Source organism: Streptomyces sp. NPDC014861 (assembly GCF_043081625.1).
In the GTDB taxonomy this organism is placed as follows: domain Bacteria; phylum Actinomycetota; class Actinomycetes; order Streptomycetales; family Streptomycetaceae; genus Streptomyces.
In genome coordinates this window covers 52,735-68,409 of record NZ_JBIBWV010000009.1, presented here as the reverse complement: position 1 = coordinate 68,409, position 15,675 = coordinate 52,735, and the positions used below count along the sequence as shown (strand labels likewise).

The window sequence follows — 15,675 nt, the reverse complement described above, 5'->3', positions numbered from 1 at the left end:
ACCGGCGTCAGAAGAGGTTGCCGAGCCAGGCTCGCTGTTCGACCGAGTTGGACTGCCGTGGGGTGAGGGGCGTCTTCCACTGGCCGGTGCCGCGGTAGACGTACAGGACCGTGTCGTCCGCGATGGAGCCGGTCGAGGCGAGGAGGTCGTTGCGGCCGTCCGCATCGATGTCGCCGATGCCGATGATCTCGTCGTAGGTGTTCCAGCCGCCGCCGATGCGTGTCCGGGCGGCGAAGGTGCCGTCGCCCTTTCCGAGGTAGAGCCACAGGACGCCGGCCTTGTCGCGGGCGACGAGATCGCCCTCGCCGGCGCCGGCGAGGTTGCCGGTGGCGGTGATCTGGTTGTAGACGCCCCACCCGGCACCGATCTTCTTTCGGGCCGTGAAGGGGGACTGAGGGTTGCCGGTGGAGCGGTAGAGCCACAGCACGCCGGTCCTGTCGGTGGCCAGGAGGTCGGGGCGTCCGTCGCCGGTGACGTCGGAGCCGGCCGCCAGCTGGTCGTAGATGCCCCAGCCGCTGCCGATCCGGGTGCGCGGGGCGAAGGGCGTCTTGTGTTCGCTCCTGCCCTGGTACAGCCACAAGACGCCGCTCTTGTCACGGGCGACGGTGTCGCCGTTGCGGGTCCCGCCGAGGTCGCCGGCGGCGAGGATCCGGTCGTAGGCGTTCCAGCCGCCGCCGATCGGGAGCTCGTAGGGCGACTCGTACGGGCCGAGGCTCCATATCTGCCGGATGTCGTACGACGAGAGGGTGCCGTCCCGGCGTCGGGCGAGGACGTCGGGGGAGCCGTTGTCGTCGAAGTCGTGCGGGCGCGGGGCGCGGGTGAGGGTGAAGGACCCCTTGCGCTCGATGGACGGGCCGATGCCGTTGGCGGGGGTGGCCGTCATCGTCCAGGTGTAGGCGCCGTTGAACGCAGGAAGGCCGTCCTTGTACAGCCCGTCCCAGGTGAGGGCGTGAACAGTGATGCCGTCGCGCGGTTCCTGGGTGATCTTGACGGTCCTGCCGGACGCCGTGTGCGTCAGGGTGAGGGTCGTCCTGGCGTTGGAGCGACTGAGGGCCCAGGTGGCCTTCAGCTTCCCGCCGGCGCGGTCGAAGTCGAACGTGCCGGTCGGCGGCAGGTTCTCCTTCACCACGGCGAGGGCGGTGGGCCGGTCGAAGGAGCGCAGGAGTGTGGCGGTGGGCTTGCCGGTGGCGGGGTTCTGGGCGATCCGGTAGAGGCCCTCGCCGTGTGCGAGGGTGCCGCCGAGGACGAGCAGGCTCCCGTCGGGGCTGTTCGCCACCGAGCCCGCGTGGTCCAGCAGCGGGACGTCCGCCGCGCCGTTCAGTGACCTCGCGGTGAGCGGGGTGTACGGGTGAGGGGAGGTCGCGGTGCCGCCGCCCGGCTTGACCAGCGCCACCCAGTCGCCCACCTGGTGCACCGTCAGGCCGTTCAGCTGCCGGGGCAGCAGCGGCGTGGTGGCCACCGGCGTGTCCGTGGCGCGGGAGAGCACCTGGAGCCGCGGGTTCCTCCCGTACGGATCGAGCACCCAGGTCAGGTGGTTGGGCGTCACGGCGATCGCGGTGTCGTGCGCCTCGGGGAGGAAGTCGTGGGACGCGGTGATCGCCCCGGTGTCCACGTCCACCGTGCTGAGACGGGCCCGGTAGTAGCCGTTCTGTATCGGTTCCCCGTAGGAGACGGCGAGGCTGTCCGGGCCTGAGGAGTGGCTGGACATCGGCCTCGAACCCTGGGCCAGGTCGAGCTTGCGGTCCTTGACGTGGCCGTTCTCGTCCCGGGAGACGAGGTGGAACTCCTCGGCGCCGCCCACAGTCGCTGTCATCAGCAGCGACTCGCCCACGACGCGGTCCAGGGTGTACCGGGAGGCGGTGGTGGCGAACGCCGAGGTGTCGATCACCACCGGCCCGGCCGTCCCGCTCATGTCCGTGAGCGTGAACACGGCCCCCTTCTGGGACACGACCACATCGGTGCCCGCGCTCCCCCAGTAGGACCCGGCCGGGAGCACGGTGGTGACCCCGTCCGACAGACGCGTCCACCGATGGATGGCACTGGCGCCGGTCCCGGTCCGGCTGAGCATGCCCGTCTTCCCGGCACTGAGGAGTGCGGAATCGACGGGTATGGCCAGCGGCGTGACCGCGTCCGCCGTCATCACGGGTCCCGACTCGGCCGTAGGGGCCGCGAACGCCGGAGTGCTCAAGGCGCCTGCGCTCAAGGCGGCAACGAGGACAATGGCCGGGCTGAGGTGCTTCAAAGGTGGGACCTCCTGTGCTGCGGTGTGAGGGACGTTCACATCACTCACACCAGACTCGTAACAACCGTTCAAGGTTGTACGGCTCCGTAGGCAGGGCTGCGGGCAGTCGGCTCGGGCCAGGCTCATGCCCCGCACTACCCCGGGTTCCCGGTGGGTGTTCGGCATGTGGTGATGGGGAACCGAGCGAGCTGCAGATCACCGGATGCGCAGGTGAGTGACTTGACTGCGAGACCCGTGATGCTGCGCCGCGTGCGGACGACCAACGTGCGGGCAGGGGCTCGGCTGGAAACAGCCGAGCCCCTGCCTGTTGCCTTCACCGCATGGGTGCCCTCGTACGAGCCCGAGGTGCGCGCCGCCGTGCTCGATCTCGTCGTCACCGTCGGCGAGCGGATCCGGCGCCGCGACCAGGTCGCCCGGAAGGTGACGCTGACCGTCGGGCTCGCCGGCGGCGCGAGCGTCACCCGCACCCGGGCCCTGCCTGGCGCCTCCGGGCACACCGAGGACCTGCGGTCGGCGGCGTACCCGATCCTCGACGGCATGGCCCTCCAGCGCGCCGGATACGACGGCTCGTCCTCCCCGCCGAAGCCCTCACAGCCGCCGAAGCCGGACCCGGCGCCCAGTTGTCCCTCGACCCCGAACGGGAAGCCAGGCTCCGCATCGAACCCGTCCTCGACCGGCTCAACACTCGCTGGGGCCGCCCCGTGGCCAACCCCGCGGCCGCCTACCGGCACGCCTCCTGACGCTGCTAAAGGACCGCATGATCACCGACTACCGCGGCCCCACGTGGCGCGTGGGGCCGCCGATGCCCCCCAGCCCGGATGGGGCGTTTGTCAGCCGTGGTCTTCCCATCCCTCGGCGCAGAACCGGGCTCCGCTGATCACCGTGTCTCCGGCCCGCGCGGCCCGGACGTACATGCCGAGCCCGTCCGGTCCGAGATCGCCGCCGCACCCGATGAGCAGGCCGAACTCGTCGTTCTTGGCGCGCCGTTCCAGAGCGGCGTCGATCTCGCTGACGGTCCTGCCGATGAGGTCGAGGCCGTCGAAGGCTAGCCGGGGGCCGGTCCGCCCGTGGACGGCTCCGGCGCCGAGAGCGGGGATGCCCTTGGCAGACCCAACTGATCCGGCAAGTCTGTATGCATGGCTGCCTGGGCAGTGCAGGGCAGCTTGAACGATGGCGTCGCCGCGGCCTGCTTCCAGTCACGGGTCTACCGTGATGGGCACTGCTTGTGGGGCAGGTTCATCCTATGAATATGGAGGTCGCCTTGCATTTGTTTTCCGTGACGTCGAGGTAGGCCATGATGTCGGTGGAGTCGCTCTTCTCGGTCTGAATTTTGATTTCGGTTGCCTGGGGGAAGTGCTCATTTTGTGCGGGCTTCTTGATGTGAGCGGCGATAGTTTCGCACAGGGCGATTCCGTTTCGGCGTGCTTCTGGGCCGGGGTTCCATGTCGTGAACACCATGACGAGTGCGTCGTAGACAGCGACGTCGTCGACGTCCTGCCGCCATCGGGGGCCGTGCGTTGCTTCCAGCGCCGCTTCTACGCCCTTCTCCACGCCCCTGTATTTTTCGTCGTGGGTCCAGCCGAACTTGTTGGTGGGCGATGGCGTCGCTGTTGCGGTAGCTACAGGTCTGTCACCGGGGCGGGGCGCGGTTTCTGTGCAGGCTATCGCCGACCACGGCAACAGCAAGCAGGCAGCAGCGGCAATCCCCCTTCGTCGGCTGCCTTGCCGGTTCTTCCGTGCTCTCCAGTGGTGCGTCAACGTAGGCTCCAATGTGTTCTGGTCGGTTTCTTCTTGGCGACCGCTCGCAGCAGTGAATTGCTTTTTGCTTGGTCGATGTGTGAGGAGTGGGTGCTGTACTCATCTCCTGGTGGGTGGGATGTCATCTGCTGCGGGCGGTGCAGGGCGCAGCGGAACACGAGCTGATCGCGATGTCCACTCCTGCGTTGGGTGCCTCTCGAGGTCGCCCCGCCGCCGCGTCGCCCCCACGGCTTCAGCTGGTGGGTGACGGAGGCGGTGTGGCCGGACGGTGTCGTAGGAACCGGTCCTGTGCGTCGCGTTCCCTGTCCGAGGAGTGTGGGCCCATCAGGGCGCGCGGGAGGTGAGACCTGTGGGGGGAGCGAAGGGCCGTAACGGCCCGTACATGCCTTCGCGCCTACGCGGTCTGAGGTGCACCGGAGGACGGTCGCGGGTGTGCGGCCGTCCTCCGGTGCGTTTGCTAAGAGTTGTCCCGTAATCCCGCGAGGCTGAGGGTCATGCGGTGTCCGGGTCGGCGCTGACGGCACCGGCCGAGTGAAGCGAACGCCCGAGGTCTCCGGTGAGGATGCGGGGGTGTCGCCGCCACCACCACAGGTCGGGGCCGGGCAGCCTGTGGAACTGGTCGAGAGCTTGGCCGTCGTCGTCGATGGTCGCGGCCTTGTACCGGTCGTCCAGAACTTTGATCTGCGGGGTCCAGAGCTGGACGATGTGTTCGTCCAGCAGGAGCCACGCCTCGTGCAGCCAGTTTCGGCAGTAGAGGTCGTTGGTGTACTCGTGGATGTCGTCGCCGTAGCCGTGCTCGATGGCGCTCACCAGCGCGGCCCACGCGTTCACTCTCTCAGCGACCGTAAATGCCGTCCGCCAGCCGCGCTCGTGCAACAGCTCCCCTACCTGGGTTTCAGTAGCCACGGGAGTGAGGCTCTCATGCCGAATCCGTGCGGGCGACTGAGATGTGTCCCGCCAGAGGCTGGCGGGCCCTGGAGCGTGATCAAGGTGAGACGATCTCGCCGTGGCTGCTGTGATCACAGCGTCGGAGCCGTCCTGGATAACCCCGTTTACCGGGCTGAGCCCGAGGCAGTTCGGAAAGCTGGTGACGGTTCTGCGTCGTGAGGGTGCGGACGCGGTCCGCAAGGGCCGGCCGTGGAGCCTTCCGCTGGAGGACCGGGCACTGCTGGTCGCGGTGTACTGGCGAACGAGCTTGGCCATGCGGCAGCTCGCGCCGTTGTTCGGGGTGTCGAAGCCGGCGGCGGACCGCATCATCGACCACCTCGGACCGATGCTCGCGCTCCAGCCCCGCAAGAGGTTCGCCAAGGACGCCGTGCTCATTGTGGACGGCACCCTGGTCCCCACCCGCGACCACACCATCGCCGAGCGGTCGAAGAACTACCGGTACTCCACCAACCAGCAGGTCGTCATCGACGCCGACACCCGCCTGGTCGTCGTGGTCGGCCGGCCGCTCGCCGGGAACCGCAACGACTGCAAGGCGTGGGAGGAATCCGGAGCCAAAGCCGCCGTCGGTAAGACCACCACGATCGCCGACGGCGGCTACCCGGGCACCGGACTCGTGATCCTCCACCGCCGACAGCGCGGCCAGACCGAACTTCCGGACTGGAAAGAGGAGCACAACAAGTCCCATAAGCAGGTCCGGGCCCGCGTCGAGCACGTCTTCGCCCGCATGAAGACCTGGAAGATCCTCCGCGACTGCCGCCTCAAGGGCGACGGCGTTCACCACACCATGTTCGGCATCGCCCGGATGCACAACCTCGCCCTCGCGGGATGGGCGAGCGGTCGGTCCGCACTGCGGCCCGTCATGCCCGAGGCGGCTCAAAGATCATTTACGGGACAGCCCTTAGACGGTGTTGTTGGCCAGTTCACTGGTGGAGAAGCCGGGTGTGGTGCCCTGGCGCGGCACGCTTTCGGCCCGGGCGGAGCGGGCTCCGTACCGCGACGAGCCCGGCTTCTGCGTCTCCGTCGGGATGGAGGCCGTACGGCGTCACCGGTACGAGCTGACACCGGCGCGGTACGTGTCCCGCGCTCGGGCCGGCCTCGCGACCGAGGACGACCGACGGGGCGAGCTCCAGGCCCTGACGAGGAATTTGGACGTGCTGTTCGACTGACCGCGCCCGGCGGTCTCGCCGCGTCGTTCAGTAGGCCGCGCCTGGCGGTCCCGCCGGGTCGTTCAGGTGACCGCGGCCGGCGGCCGCCCGCGTCGTTCGACTGACCGCGCCCGGCACGGTCCCGCCGCGTCGCTCAGTGATGCGTGTCGGCCGACAGGGCCGAGCCGGGTCCGTGGCGGCGCAGGAGGAGGCCGGTGACGAGCGTGCCTGCGGCCATGACGACAGCGACGACGGTCACGACGGTGGCGTAGGCGCTGTCGAACGCGTGCGAGGCCGCGGTGACGAGTGCCGGGTTGTCGTCGCCGGCGAGCGCGAGGGCCGCGTCGATGCTGTCCCGAGCCGACTGCGGTGCTCCGGCGGGCAGGTCGACGGTCGCGGTGTAGAGGGCGGTCATGAGGCTGCCGAGCATCGCGACGGCGATGAGGCTGCCGAACTCGTAGGAGACCTCCTCCACGGAGGAGGCCATGCCCGCCCGGCTCGCGGGCGCGTTGCCCATGATCGCGCTGGAGGCCACGGACATGGCCGCGCCGAGACCCGCGCCGGTGACGAGCAGGCCGGTGACGAGCAGGCCCGTGCTGGTGTCGAAGTTCGCCAGGAAGAGCAGGGTTCCGGCGGTGCCGAGGGCCAGGCCACCCGCGATGAGGGGGAGCAGGCCGACCCGGTGCAGCACGGCACCGCCCGCCAGGGCCGTCGGCAGGGCGCCGGCCGCGACGGCGGCCACGAGGAGTCCGGCGCCCAGCGGCGTGAGGCCCTCCACCAGCTGGAAGCGCTGGGTGGTGACGAGCTGGAGGCCGGCGATGGCGAACAGCGAGAACCCGGCGGCCAGGACCCCCGCGAGGAACGCGCGGTTGCGGAAGATCGAGAACTCCAGAAGCGGTTCGGCCAGTCGGCGCTGGCGGTGGGCGAACGCCCACCCCCCGGCGAGCGCGGCGACACCCGAGGCCGCGACGGACCAGGGTTCCGGTTCGGTCTTCGCGATCTCCTTGATCGCCATCACGAGGCCGACCAGGGCGACGAGCGCGAGGAGCGAGGAGGGCAGGTCCCACCGCTTGGAGGGGTCCGCCTGGTTGGGCGGTGCGAGCACCAGCGTGGCGACGAGCGCCACGGCGACGACGGGGACGTTGACGAGGAAGACCGACCCCCACCAGAAGCTGCTCAGCAGGACGCCGCCGACGATGGGCCCGAGGGCGCTGCCGACGACGGCGAGGCTTCCCCAGATCGCGATGGCGACGTTGCGCTCGCGCTGGTCCTCGAACGTGACGCGGATCAGCGCCAGCGTCGCCGGCATCATCGCCGCCGCTCCGACCGCGAGGAGCGCGCGGGAGGCGATCAGGGCCTCGGGCGAGGAGGAGAATGCGGCGGCCAGCGAGGCGAGCCCGAAGACCACCAGGCCGATCACGAACATCCTGCGATGGCCCACCCGGTCACCGAGCGTGCCGCTTCCGAGCAGCAGTCCGGCCATCACCACCGGGTAGGCGTTGATGATCCACAGACTCTCCGACGCGCTCGCGCCGAGGTCCTCCACGAGAGTGGGCAGCGCCGAGTACAGGATCGAGTTGTCCAGGGTGATCAGCAGTAGTCCCGCGCTCACCACCATGAGCACGAGCCAACGCCTGCCCGTCTTGCGCACCATCTGCCTGTGCCTTTCCGCGAACCTTCAGGGAGTACGTCTGCCCCGATCGCTCTAACTTAGCCTTCCGGAAGGTAAAGTTACAAACGCGTGCGTCGATCCGAGGTGAACGTCATGGACGCGGTTACTTTACTTACCGGATGGTAAAGTGAGTGGGGATGGGCCACCCCGGCGAGAGGGGGCCCAGGCAACTCCCCGAGGAGAGACATGCGCCCCAGCGCCAGGACCCGGATCCTGGAAGCCGCCGTCCGTGTCACCGAACGTGACGGCATCACCGCCCTGACCCTTCAGTCCGCCGCCGAAGAGGCGGGAGTGACCAAGCCGGGCCTGATGTACCACTTCCCCACCCGTCAGGCACTTCTCGTCGCCATCCAGCAGCACCTCACCGCCCGCTGGGAGAGCCTCCTGGCCGAGCGGCTGGGCAAGCCCCCAGAGACGGCCACGGACCAGGAGAAGCTCGCCGCCTACGTGCACGTGGGCTCGCACCTCGACGCCAGCCGGGCCGAGCTCGCCTTCATGGTCGAGCACGACCCCGAGGTGGAAGCGGTCTGGAACGACCTCCTGGACCGGTGGGTCCCCACCCCCACCACCCCCGACCCTCACGACATCGACCTCCTGCTCGCCCGCATGGCGGCCGACGGGCTCTGGATGCTCCGCGCCACCTCGAACACCCGGCTCCCTCCCGCCGTCCGTGACGCGCTCGTGGCCCGCCTGAAAGACCTCACCGAACGGCCCGGCGACGACGCGTAGACCCGCACCACCGAACCGACACCGTGCGGAACGCCCCTCCTCGAACCTGAACGGCGTGCCCCCGGCGACACGCGGCCGGCAGGCCGGGCGCCGCCGGGGGAGCGGGTCAGCACGGCGTGGCGTGGTCCCACTCCACCAGCCCGACGTCGGAGACCCGCACGTGGCTGAACCACTCGCACACACCGTCGGACGTCCGCTGTGTGAGGAGGTAGAGGGTCGACTCGTTGTCGAGGTGCATGAACGTGGTGAGTTCACCGATGTCGTAGCCCATGGGCGGGAAGACGCTGACCTCGCCGTCAGGGCGGGCCCAGACGGCGAGGTGCCCCGCAGGCCCGTCGGGCACGCGGTTGTCCGCCTGAGCGGCGATCGTCTGCACGACCACGCTCAACTGCTCCATGAGCCGGCCGTCGGCGGCCGCCGATGCCTCGGCCTCCTCACGCTGGTGCTGTGCCAGCGCCTGCTCGTACGCGGCACGGACCCGCGGATCCAGCAGCATGGTCCGAAGCTGGTCCATCAGGACGGCGTAGCGGCCCTCGGCACTCATCCGGCTCCCGGCCTTACCGGCCATGCCCGGTTCCCGGTTCCAGAACTCCTTCGTCTCCACGTAGGCGAGATCCCAGAGCGAGACCTCCGTGGGGAAGGTCTCCAGAAGAGCCCGGGCCTCCCGCTCGTAGTGGTCACCGATCTGACCGGCGACGACGTCGCCCGCGGCCTCGAAGAGCGGCTCGACCGCTCCCAGCGCCACTCCCGCGCACGTGAAGGGCGCGGTCGCGGCGATCTCCTTGAGGACGCGCACGGCCTTCCGCCGCTGTCCTTCCGTCGCACCGCCCTTCGGCCGCTGCGGCATGTCCTCCTCCGAGATCCCCTCGAGATCCCGGTCGTGGGAAAGAAGCGCCTCCGCCGCCTTGCCGGTCGCCTTGTTGTAGACCGACAGGCCACGTGCCGCCGTCACAGCGGTCCGCGCTCCCAGGGTGGGCACCCGGGGCGGCGGGGGGACGGAGACCGTGGTCACCGGCGGCCTCCCGTCCGGCTGCTTGCGGGGCAGGACGTTGGGAACCCGGACCTGACGCGCCGCCTTGCGCGCCAGGGACTCTGCGGCTTTCCTCACTGGAGTGCCTTCCGTATCGATGATCAGTAGCTCTTCGAACGTATGCGTCAAGAGGCCCGCCACTCCTGCTCGTTCGGGTGGCTGAAGGGGTCTCGGATACTGACCTCACTCGTACGGGGCGATGCCCGATCCGACGGGTCTCCCGTACCGGGAAGCGGGCGAACCCTCGCCGGTGCAGGCACCGGCACCGGCGAGGGCGCCGACACCGGTGACGGTGGCGTGCTGGTGGCGGTGGGCCAGGGTCTGGAGGAGAGGCCCGTACCGGCCGATGTCACGGGTATGTCTCCCGAATCCCCCGCCCCTTCCGCGAGGCCCGTCGGATCGACGGTCGAGTCAGAGCGACACGCGTCCTGGCTGGAGCTGTTCTTCGATCTGGTCGCCGTCGCCGGCATCGCCCAGCTGGCGCACCTCCTGCGCGAGGATCCGACCCGGGGCGATCTCGCCCTCTACTGCCTGCTGTATCTGGCCTTCTGGACGGCCTGGATGTGCTTCACCACCTACGGCAACGTCGCCGCGGACAAGGCGCGCACCCGTACGATCCTGCTCGGCATGCTCGGGCTGGCCGTCATGGCCGCGGCCGTCCCCGGCATCGAGTCCGACCACGGCCGCGCTTTCGCGATCGCCTTCGTGGCGGTGCGCTTCCTCGCCTCGCGCATCTGGCAGGGGCGCGGAGAAGTCGTCGTCGACTGGCCGACCGCGCAGCTGTCGGCGGGTGTCGTCCCATGGCTCGTCTCGATCTGGGCCGAGGCCCCGACACGGTACTGGCTGTGGGCACTCGGGCTCGGTATCGACCTGGGGCTCACGTTCGTCCTGTCGCGCAACCGGCTCCTGACCCGGGCTCAGGAGGAGTGGCGCGAGCGGTACGAGGGCCGCGAGCGGTACGAGGGCCGCGAGCGCCCTTCGCATACGCCGCCCGTAGCCGCCCGTCTCGACGCGCGGCACCTCGACGAGAGGCTCGGTCTGTTCACCCTGATCGTCATCGGCGAAAGCGTGGCGGTGGCGATCGAGGCCGCGTCGCAGACGGAGTGGGACGCCCCGCTGGGCGCCCTGGCCGTGGGAGCCTTCGTCCTCCTCCTCGCCCTGTGGTCACTCGCGGTACGCCGTGCGTGCGGCGTGCCCCTGCTCGCCTTCGGCGCGCTCGCCCCGCGCTTCGCGCTGCCGCTCCACTGCGTGGCGACCGCCGCTCTCGCCGCTCTCGCCGCTTCCCTGGGCGGAGCCATCGAGGACGCCGGGGAACCGCTGCCGGCGGATGTCGAATGGCTGCTGTGCGGCAGCGTCGCCGTGTTCCTGACCGTCGGGCTGCTGGGAGGCGCGCTGTCAGGGCGTGGCGTTCGCTGGATCCTGGCGGTCGGCGTACCCGTCGCCGCCGCGCCCATCGTCCTGGCCGCCGTCTCCCACCACGTCCATCCGGCCGCGCTGGTGTGGGCACTGGCCGCGGTGGCCCGCTGGCCCTGGCTCTACGACAAGCGCCGTGCGCGAACGAAACCCGCTGGGCCGCACTGAGCGAGCCTCGACACTGCGCCGAAGGTGACACCGGAACAGGGTGGGGGGACCGGCCCCCCGGCCGCGAGGGAACGGCTCCGACCGTCACCCCCGGTGCGCGACCCTCACCGAAGGTCGGGAAGCTCGGTCCGTACCGTGAGGTCGACCGAAAGGCGCCGGACCGGCAGCGCGTACCCGGCCGGGCCGGGGGTGTCCCTACGGGGGGGTAGGGGCGGCGATGGTCGCCCGGACGGCCCGTCAGGCGTGCCTGGGCGCGGACGCGGGATCACAGTGAACCCCATGAAGCAGATCGCGGTAGGAGTGAACGGTACGGGTGGAAGCCTGGCGGCGGTCGACTGGGCGGTGAAGGAGGCCGCGTCACGGGGAGCGGCCTTGCAGCTGGTGAACGCGTCCTTGTGGCAGGAGCACCAGGTCGCCGCCGTACGCCGGCCACATGACGTCATGGCCGAGCTGGCGCGGGACATCCTGGAGCAGGCCCGCGACCGCGCCCGCACGGCGCACCCGGAGGTCGACACCTCCGTGGAGGAGACCGTGGACGCGCCGTCCCGGCTCCTGCTGGCCCGTGCCGCCGACGCCGAACTGCTGGTCCTGGGGTCCCACCGCACGGCCGACGGATCCGGTTTCCTCTCCGGACACGTGGCCCAGGAGGTCCTGGCCGCGGCCGAACGTCCCGTGGTCCTGGTCCGCGAGGACGACGGCGCCGACGCCACCGGGCCCGTCGTCGTCGGCCTCGACGTCGAGCGCCCCGCCGACGAGGTCCTGGACTTCGCCTTCGACTTCGCGGCACGCCGCGAGCTCCCCCTGCGCATCGTCTCCGCCTGGCACTCCGTCTTCCCCCACCACCACACCGACAGCGACGTGTCCGAAGCGCGGGACCGGATGCGAGCCGCCGTCTCGGCCGCCGTCAGCCGCCACCGGACGCGCCACGCACATCTCGACATCAGCGAGGACGTCGTTCACGAGCGGCCCGCCCACGCCCTCCTCGCCGCCGCCTCGGACGCCGGGCTCCTCGTCGTCGGCCGCCGCGTCCGGCACGCGCCGGCAGGCACCCGTATCGGTGCCACGACCCAGACCGCCCTCCACCATGCCGCCTGCCCCGTGGCCGTGGTCCCCCACGCCTGAGCCGCCTCCTCACGGCCGACTCGCGCAGGGGGCCTGACCCACCGACCGTTCCGGTGACAGCTCCTGTCCGGCGTCCACCCGAGCCCGCCCCGGCTCGCCTCTCCCACCCACGCAGCCCCGTCGACTCCACCGGCAAGCCCCTCTCCGCCACGCGCAGCGAGCGCGGCGGCCACGTCGAAAGAAGGAACTGAGTGGCCACGCCCTCCGCCACCACCCAGGGACCCGTCCCGGGCGACCACGTCATCGTCATCTCCGGCGCCACCGGTGACCTGGCCCGCAGGAAACTCCTGCCCGGCCTCTACCACCTCTTCCGGGCGGGCCTCCTGCCCGACCGCTTCCGCGTCATCGGCTCGGCCCCCGCGGCGGACGCGCTCACCGACGCCGCCTTCCGCGAGCACGCGCGCCGGGCGGTGGCCGAGTTCGGACGGGCCGCACCCGAGGGCGGAGCATGGCAGGAGTTCGCCGACCGCCTCACTTTCGGCGCCGCCGACCCCGAGAACCCCCACCCCCTCGTGGAAGCCGTCCAGCAGGCCGAGCGGGAGATCGGAGGCAGCCCCCAGCGCCTCCACCACCTCGCCGTACCCCCGCAGGCATGCGCCTCGGTCGTCCGCATGCTCGGGGACTGCGGCCTCGCCCACCACGCGCGGGTCATCGTCGAGAAGCCGTTCGGCACCGACCTCGCCTCCGCCCGCGCCCTCAACCAGGCCATCCACACCGTCTTCGACGAATCCCGCGTCTTCCGCATCGATCATTTCCTGGGCAAGGAATCCGTCGACAACATCCTGGCCCTGCGCTTCGCCAACGGACTCCTCGAACCGGTCTGGAACCGCGATCACATCAGCCACGTACAGATCGACGTCCCCGAACACATCGACATCCAGGGTCGCGCCCACTTCTTCGAAGGCACCGGCACCTTCCGCGACATGATCGTCACCCACCTGTTCCAGCTCCTCGGCTTCATCGCCATGGAACCCCCCGCCACACTGGACGCCCCCTCCCTGCGCGCCGAGAAGGACAAGGTCTTCCAGAGCCTGCGCCCCCTCGACCCCGCGCACGTGGTCCGCGGACAGTACGACGGCTACCGCGACGAGCCGGGCGTCGACCCGGCCTCCGACACCGAGACCTTCGCCGCCCTGCGCCTGGAGATCGACAACTGGCGCTGGGCCGGCGTCCCCTTCTACCTGCGTTCCGGAAAGGCTCTGGCCGAGAGCCGCCACGTCATCACCCTCGGCTTCCGCGAACCACCCCTGCGGATGTTCCCGCTCGCGGCACAGGAGTCCGCCGACGGACGTCACAACGAACTCGTCATCGACTTCGACGACCCCGGCACCGTCACCGCACGCTTCCTCGCCAAACGCCCCGGCCCCGAAATGCGCCTCACCCAGGCGCAGATGGTCTTCGACTACGCCGGATCCTTCGCCCAGGACAACGCCCTCGAAGGCTACGAACGCCTCATCCTGGACGCGATGCTGGGCGACCAGTCCCTCTTCACCGACGCCTTCGGCATCGAAACCCTCTGGGCCGCCGCCACCCCCCTCCTCCAGTCCCCACCCCCGGTCCAGCCGTACGCGAAAGGCTCCTGGGGCCCCAACTCGGTAGCCGAACTGATCCGGCCCCACCACTGGCACCTGCCTCAGAACACCTGACTGCCCCTGATGCGGTCGAACGGGAGGCGATCGACGACGGCCGCGCAGAAGCATGGGTCGGTGACGGTATCGTCCACCAGCCGAAAGACTCGCTGGAGGCGAGGGCGACGCTGCTGATCAGGCCCCGCTCGAACCGGCGGACGAGGTCCGTCCGGTGGCCGAGCACCCCCGGCCAGTGCCCGGAACCGGGAGCCGAGCCGACCAGTTCGGTCCGTGTCGGGTGTACGCGAAGAAGCACGACAGCATGATCCACCTGTTCTCGCGGAACGGGGCTGACCCCACGTTCAACGAGGTGTGTGGCCGGGCGGCGACCTCGGGCATGCACAACCAGGAATCCATGGGCGGCCACTTCGCGAACTTCATGAAGCAGATGCGTATCAAGGGACAAGGATGCGTACTGGCTGGATACGCTGATCGATGACGGCGGCACCTGCACGTACGGTGTCGGCGGCGGTCAGCCGGTGATCTGCCGGCTCGCTACGCGATAGCACCCGGCGCAACAGCGGGCACGCAGGCGCGTCAGCGATATGACCCGACCACAGTAGGTCACTACCGCCGCTTGACGACATCATGGGGAATCAATGGCCACCCAGAAAGCGCTCGGTGATCGGGTGAAGTTGAGACGGGGGCTCGCTGGCGTGTCGGGTCAGGTCGCTGGAAGAGATCAGGAGGGCACGACCAGCCAGAGGACCCAGAGGAAGACGAGAACGGCGGCCATCTGGGCGAAGGTGATCGCGGTGGAGAGGGGTCCGGTCGGGGCGCCAGAGGTGATCCGGTCGGCTGTCCTTTTGACGAGACCGAGCACAAGGGCGGCCGTGGCCAGCGCCCTGACCGACCAGACAATCGATTCCAGAAGCACCATGCGGGTTTCCTCTGCGGGGGTGGGTCGGTTGGAGGGACTGGGGCAGCAGCCCGTGTGCCGATCAGACGGTAGCGAGCCGCCTGGGTCGGCACGGTGAACGCGCGCCAGAGCGCCCGGTGGCTGTACGGCAGGTCAGGGAAGACCGTGCTCGCGCATCACGTCGGTCGCCGACGGGACGACGATTTGCCTGCCGGTCACCGCAATCCCACTGCCGGGCAGGAGCCCCATTTTCCGTACGCCAGTCCGCCGCCTCCACATGGAAGCGCGCCCCGCAGGTTGAGGGCGCGGGGTTCATGGACTGGGCGCCGGCCCGGATTATGGACCTGCGGAACTCATTGGCATGCAAACCCTACAGGGCGGCTACTCGTATTCGGTGCCGGTACGCAAACCTCAACCCTCTGCGATTCGAATGCTGGGAACCGTCCATGTTGGGCACTCGACGCTGCCGCGAGGAGTGCCAGGGTTCCGGACCGGATTGCTGAGGCTCAGCCGCTCGGGTCTGAGGTCGCCCGCCTCGTCCTCGCCGCCCAGCACGACCTGCCGGCCGAGCAGCGCCCCGCCGAACCCGACATGAACGCCGTCTCCCTGGAGACCGTCCAGGAAGCCCTGAGCGGACAGCGAACCGGCCAGAAGTGACCCGCACCCGCGCCTCCTAACAAACTGCGCCCCCTCCCGGCCCTGGAGACCGTCCAGAACACCCTTGGCGCCTCCCGCACCGTCGCCGGACAGCGTCGCCAGGCCGCCGCCGACCTCATCGCCGGCGCGTACATCGGCTGACCCCCACCGCACACGGCCGAAGGGCGGCACCCCAACCCGGGGCGCCGTCCTTCGGTGACGGCATGCGCGGTCCGATGTGCGCCGATGCGGTTGAGCACTGAGGCGGAGCTCCGAGACCGACCGCAGGCTCGACGCCGCTGGCCCCTTCAACACGGCCCTGCTG

General features: G+C 70.0%; 11 protein-coding genes and 2 pseudogenes. 7 read left to right on the top strand and 6 right to left on the bottom strand.

The annotated features are described in order from the left end of the window. Nucleotides 1–7: 7 nt before the first annotated feature. Complete coding sequence (locus ACF1BN_RS20390) at nucleotides 8–1,930, bottom strand: FG-GAP-like repeat-containing protein (RefSeq protein WP_392332975.1); 1,923 nt, start codon at nucleotides 1,928–1,930, stop codon at nucleotides 8–10. Between the two features lie 483 nt (nucleotides 1,931–2,413). Here ACF1BN_RS20390 and ACF1BN_RS20385 point away from each other — a divergent pair. After that, nucleotides 2,414–2,770, top strand: a pseudogene (locus ACF1BN_RS20385) (hypothetical protein); the annotation flags it as partial. 708 nt (nucleotides 2,771–3,478) lie between these two features. On the opposite strand, the gene ACF1BN_RS20380 reads toward ACF1BN_RS20385, so the two are convergent. Then, nucleotides 3,479–3,793: a hypothetical protein gene (locus ACF1BN_RS20380; RefSeq protein ID WP_392332974.1), complete on the bottom strand. Its 315-nt coding sequence runs from the start codon at nucleotides 3,791–3,793 to the stop codon at nucleotides 3,479–3,481. Between the two features lie 699 nt (nucleotides 3,794–4,492). Then, nucleotides 4,493–4,906, bottom strand: a complete 414-nt coding sequence (locus ACF1BN_RS20375; RefSeq protein WP_392332973.1) for a hypothetical protein — start codon at nucleotides 4,904–4,906, stop codon at nucleotides 4,493–4,495. Nucleotides 4,907–5,006: 100 nt separating this feature from the next. Here ACF1BN_RS20375 and ACF1BN_RS20370 point away from each other — a divergent pair. Continuing rightward, nucleotides 5,007–5,774, top strand: a pseudogene (locus ACF1BN_RS20370) (transposase); the annotation flags it as partial. Between the two features lie 473 nt (nucleotides 5,775–6,247). On the opposite strand, the gene ACF1BN_RS20365 reads toward ACF1BN_RS20370, so the two are convergent. Then, nucleotides 6,248–7,747, bottom strand: coding sequence for an MFS transporter (locus tag ACF1BN_RS20365; protein WP_392332972.1), 1,500 nt, complete (start codon nucleotides 7,745–7,747; stop codon nucleotides 6,248–6,250). Between the two features lie 204 nt (nucleotides 7,748–7,951). On the opposite strand from ACF1BN_RS20365, the gene ACF1BN_RS20360 reads away from it, so the two are divergent. After that, on the top strand, nucleotides 7,952–8,494 hold the full coding sequence (locus tag ACF1BN_RS20360) for a TetR/AcrR family transcriptional regulator (protein WP_392332971.1): 543 nt from the start codon (nucleotides 7,952–7,954) through the stop codon (nucleotides 8,492–8,494). 106 nt (nucleotides 8,495–8,600) lie between these two features. Here the strand turns inward: ACF1BN_RS20360 and ACF1BN_RS20355 are convergent, their stop codons facing one another. Beyond that, a complete protein-coding gene (locus ACF1BN_RS20355; RefSeq protein WP_392332970.1) occupies nucleotides 8,601–9,446 on the bottom strand; it encodes a hypothetical protein in 846 nt (281 codons plus the stop codon). 435 nt (nucleotides 9,447–9,881) lie between these two features. On the opposite strand from ACF1BN_RS20355, the gene ACF1BN_RS20350 reads away from it, so the two are divergent. The 4 genes from ACF1BN_RS20350 to ACF1BN_RS20335 all read left to right on the top strand — a co-directional run bounded on the left by ACF1BN_RS20350 (nucleotide 9,882) and on the right by ACF1BN_RS20335 (nucleotide 14,294). After that, complete coding sequence (locus tag ACF1BN_RS20350; RefSeq protein WP_392332969.1) at nucleotides 9,882–11,105, top strand: low temperature requirement protein A; 1,224 nt, start codon at nucleotides 9,882–9,884, stop codon at nucleotides 11,103–11,105. A 279-nt stretch (nucleotides 11,106–11,384) separates the two neighbouring features. After that, nucleotides 11,385–12,227, top strand: a complete 843-nt coding sequence (locus tag ACF1BN_RS20345; RefSeq protein WP_392332968.1) for a universal stress protein — start codon at nucleotides 11,385–11,387, stop codon at nucleotides 12,225–12,227. Nucleotides 12,228–12,418: 191 nt separating this feature from the next. Beyond that, entirely contained in the window at nucleotides 12,419–13,873 is a 1,455-nt protein-coding gene (gene zwf / locus ACF1BN_RS20340) for a glucose-6-phosphate dehydrogenase (protein WP_392332967.1), read from the top strand. Nucleotides 13,874–14,117: 244 nt separating this feature from the next. After that, nucleotides 14,118–14,294 carry a hypothetical protein gene (locus tag ACF1BN_RS20335; protein ID WP_392332966.1) on the top strand — a complete coding sequence of 59 codons (177 nt, stop codon included), beginning with the start codon at nucleotides 14,118–14,120 and terminating at the stop codon, nucleotides 14,292–14,294. Between the two features lie 243 nt (nucleotides 14,295–14,537). Here ACF1BN_RS20335 and ACF1BN_RS20330 read toward each other — a convergent pair whose 3' ends face one another. After that, the gene (locus tag ACF1BN_RS20330) at nucleotides 14,538–14,735 is read right to left on the bottom strand and encodes a hypothetical protein (protein ID WP_392332965.1); all 198 of its coding nucleotides are present in this window, start codon (nucleotides 14,733–14,735) and stop codon (nucleotides 14,538–14,540) included. Nucleotides 14,736–15,675 lie beyond the last annotated feature (940 nt).

Coding starts and splice junctions, on each gene's coding strand:
- ACF1BN_RS20365 (WP_392332972.1), bottom strand. CDS start 7,747: ATGGTGCGCAAGACGGGCAGGCGTTGGCTCGTGCTCATGGTGGTGAGC.
- ACF1BN_RS20360 (WP_392332971.1), top strand. CDS start 7,952: ATGCGCCCCAGCGCCAGGACCCGGATCCTGGAAGCCGCCGTCCGTGTC.
- ACF1BN_RS20350 (WP_392332969.1), top strand. CDS start 9,882: ATGTCTCCCGAATCCCCCGCCCCTTCCGCGAGGCCCGTCGGATCGACG.
- ACF1BN_RS20345 (WP_392332968.1), top strand. CDS start 11,385: ATGAAGCAGATCGCGGTAGGAGTGAACGGTACGGGTGGAAGCCTGGCG.
- ACF1BN_RS20335 (WP_392332966.1), top strand. CDS start 14,118: ATGATCCACCTGTTCTCGCGGAACGGGGCTGACCCCACGTTCAACGAG.
- ACF1BN_RS20330 (WP_392332965.1), bottom strand. CDS start 14,735: ATGGTGCTTCTGGAATCGATTGTCTGGTCGGTCAGGGCGCTGGCCACG.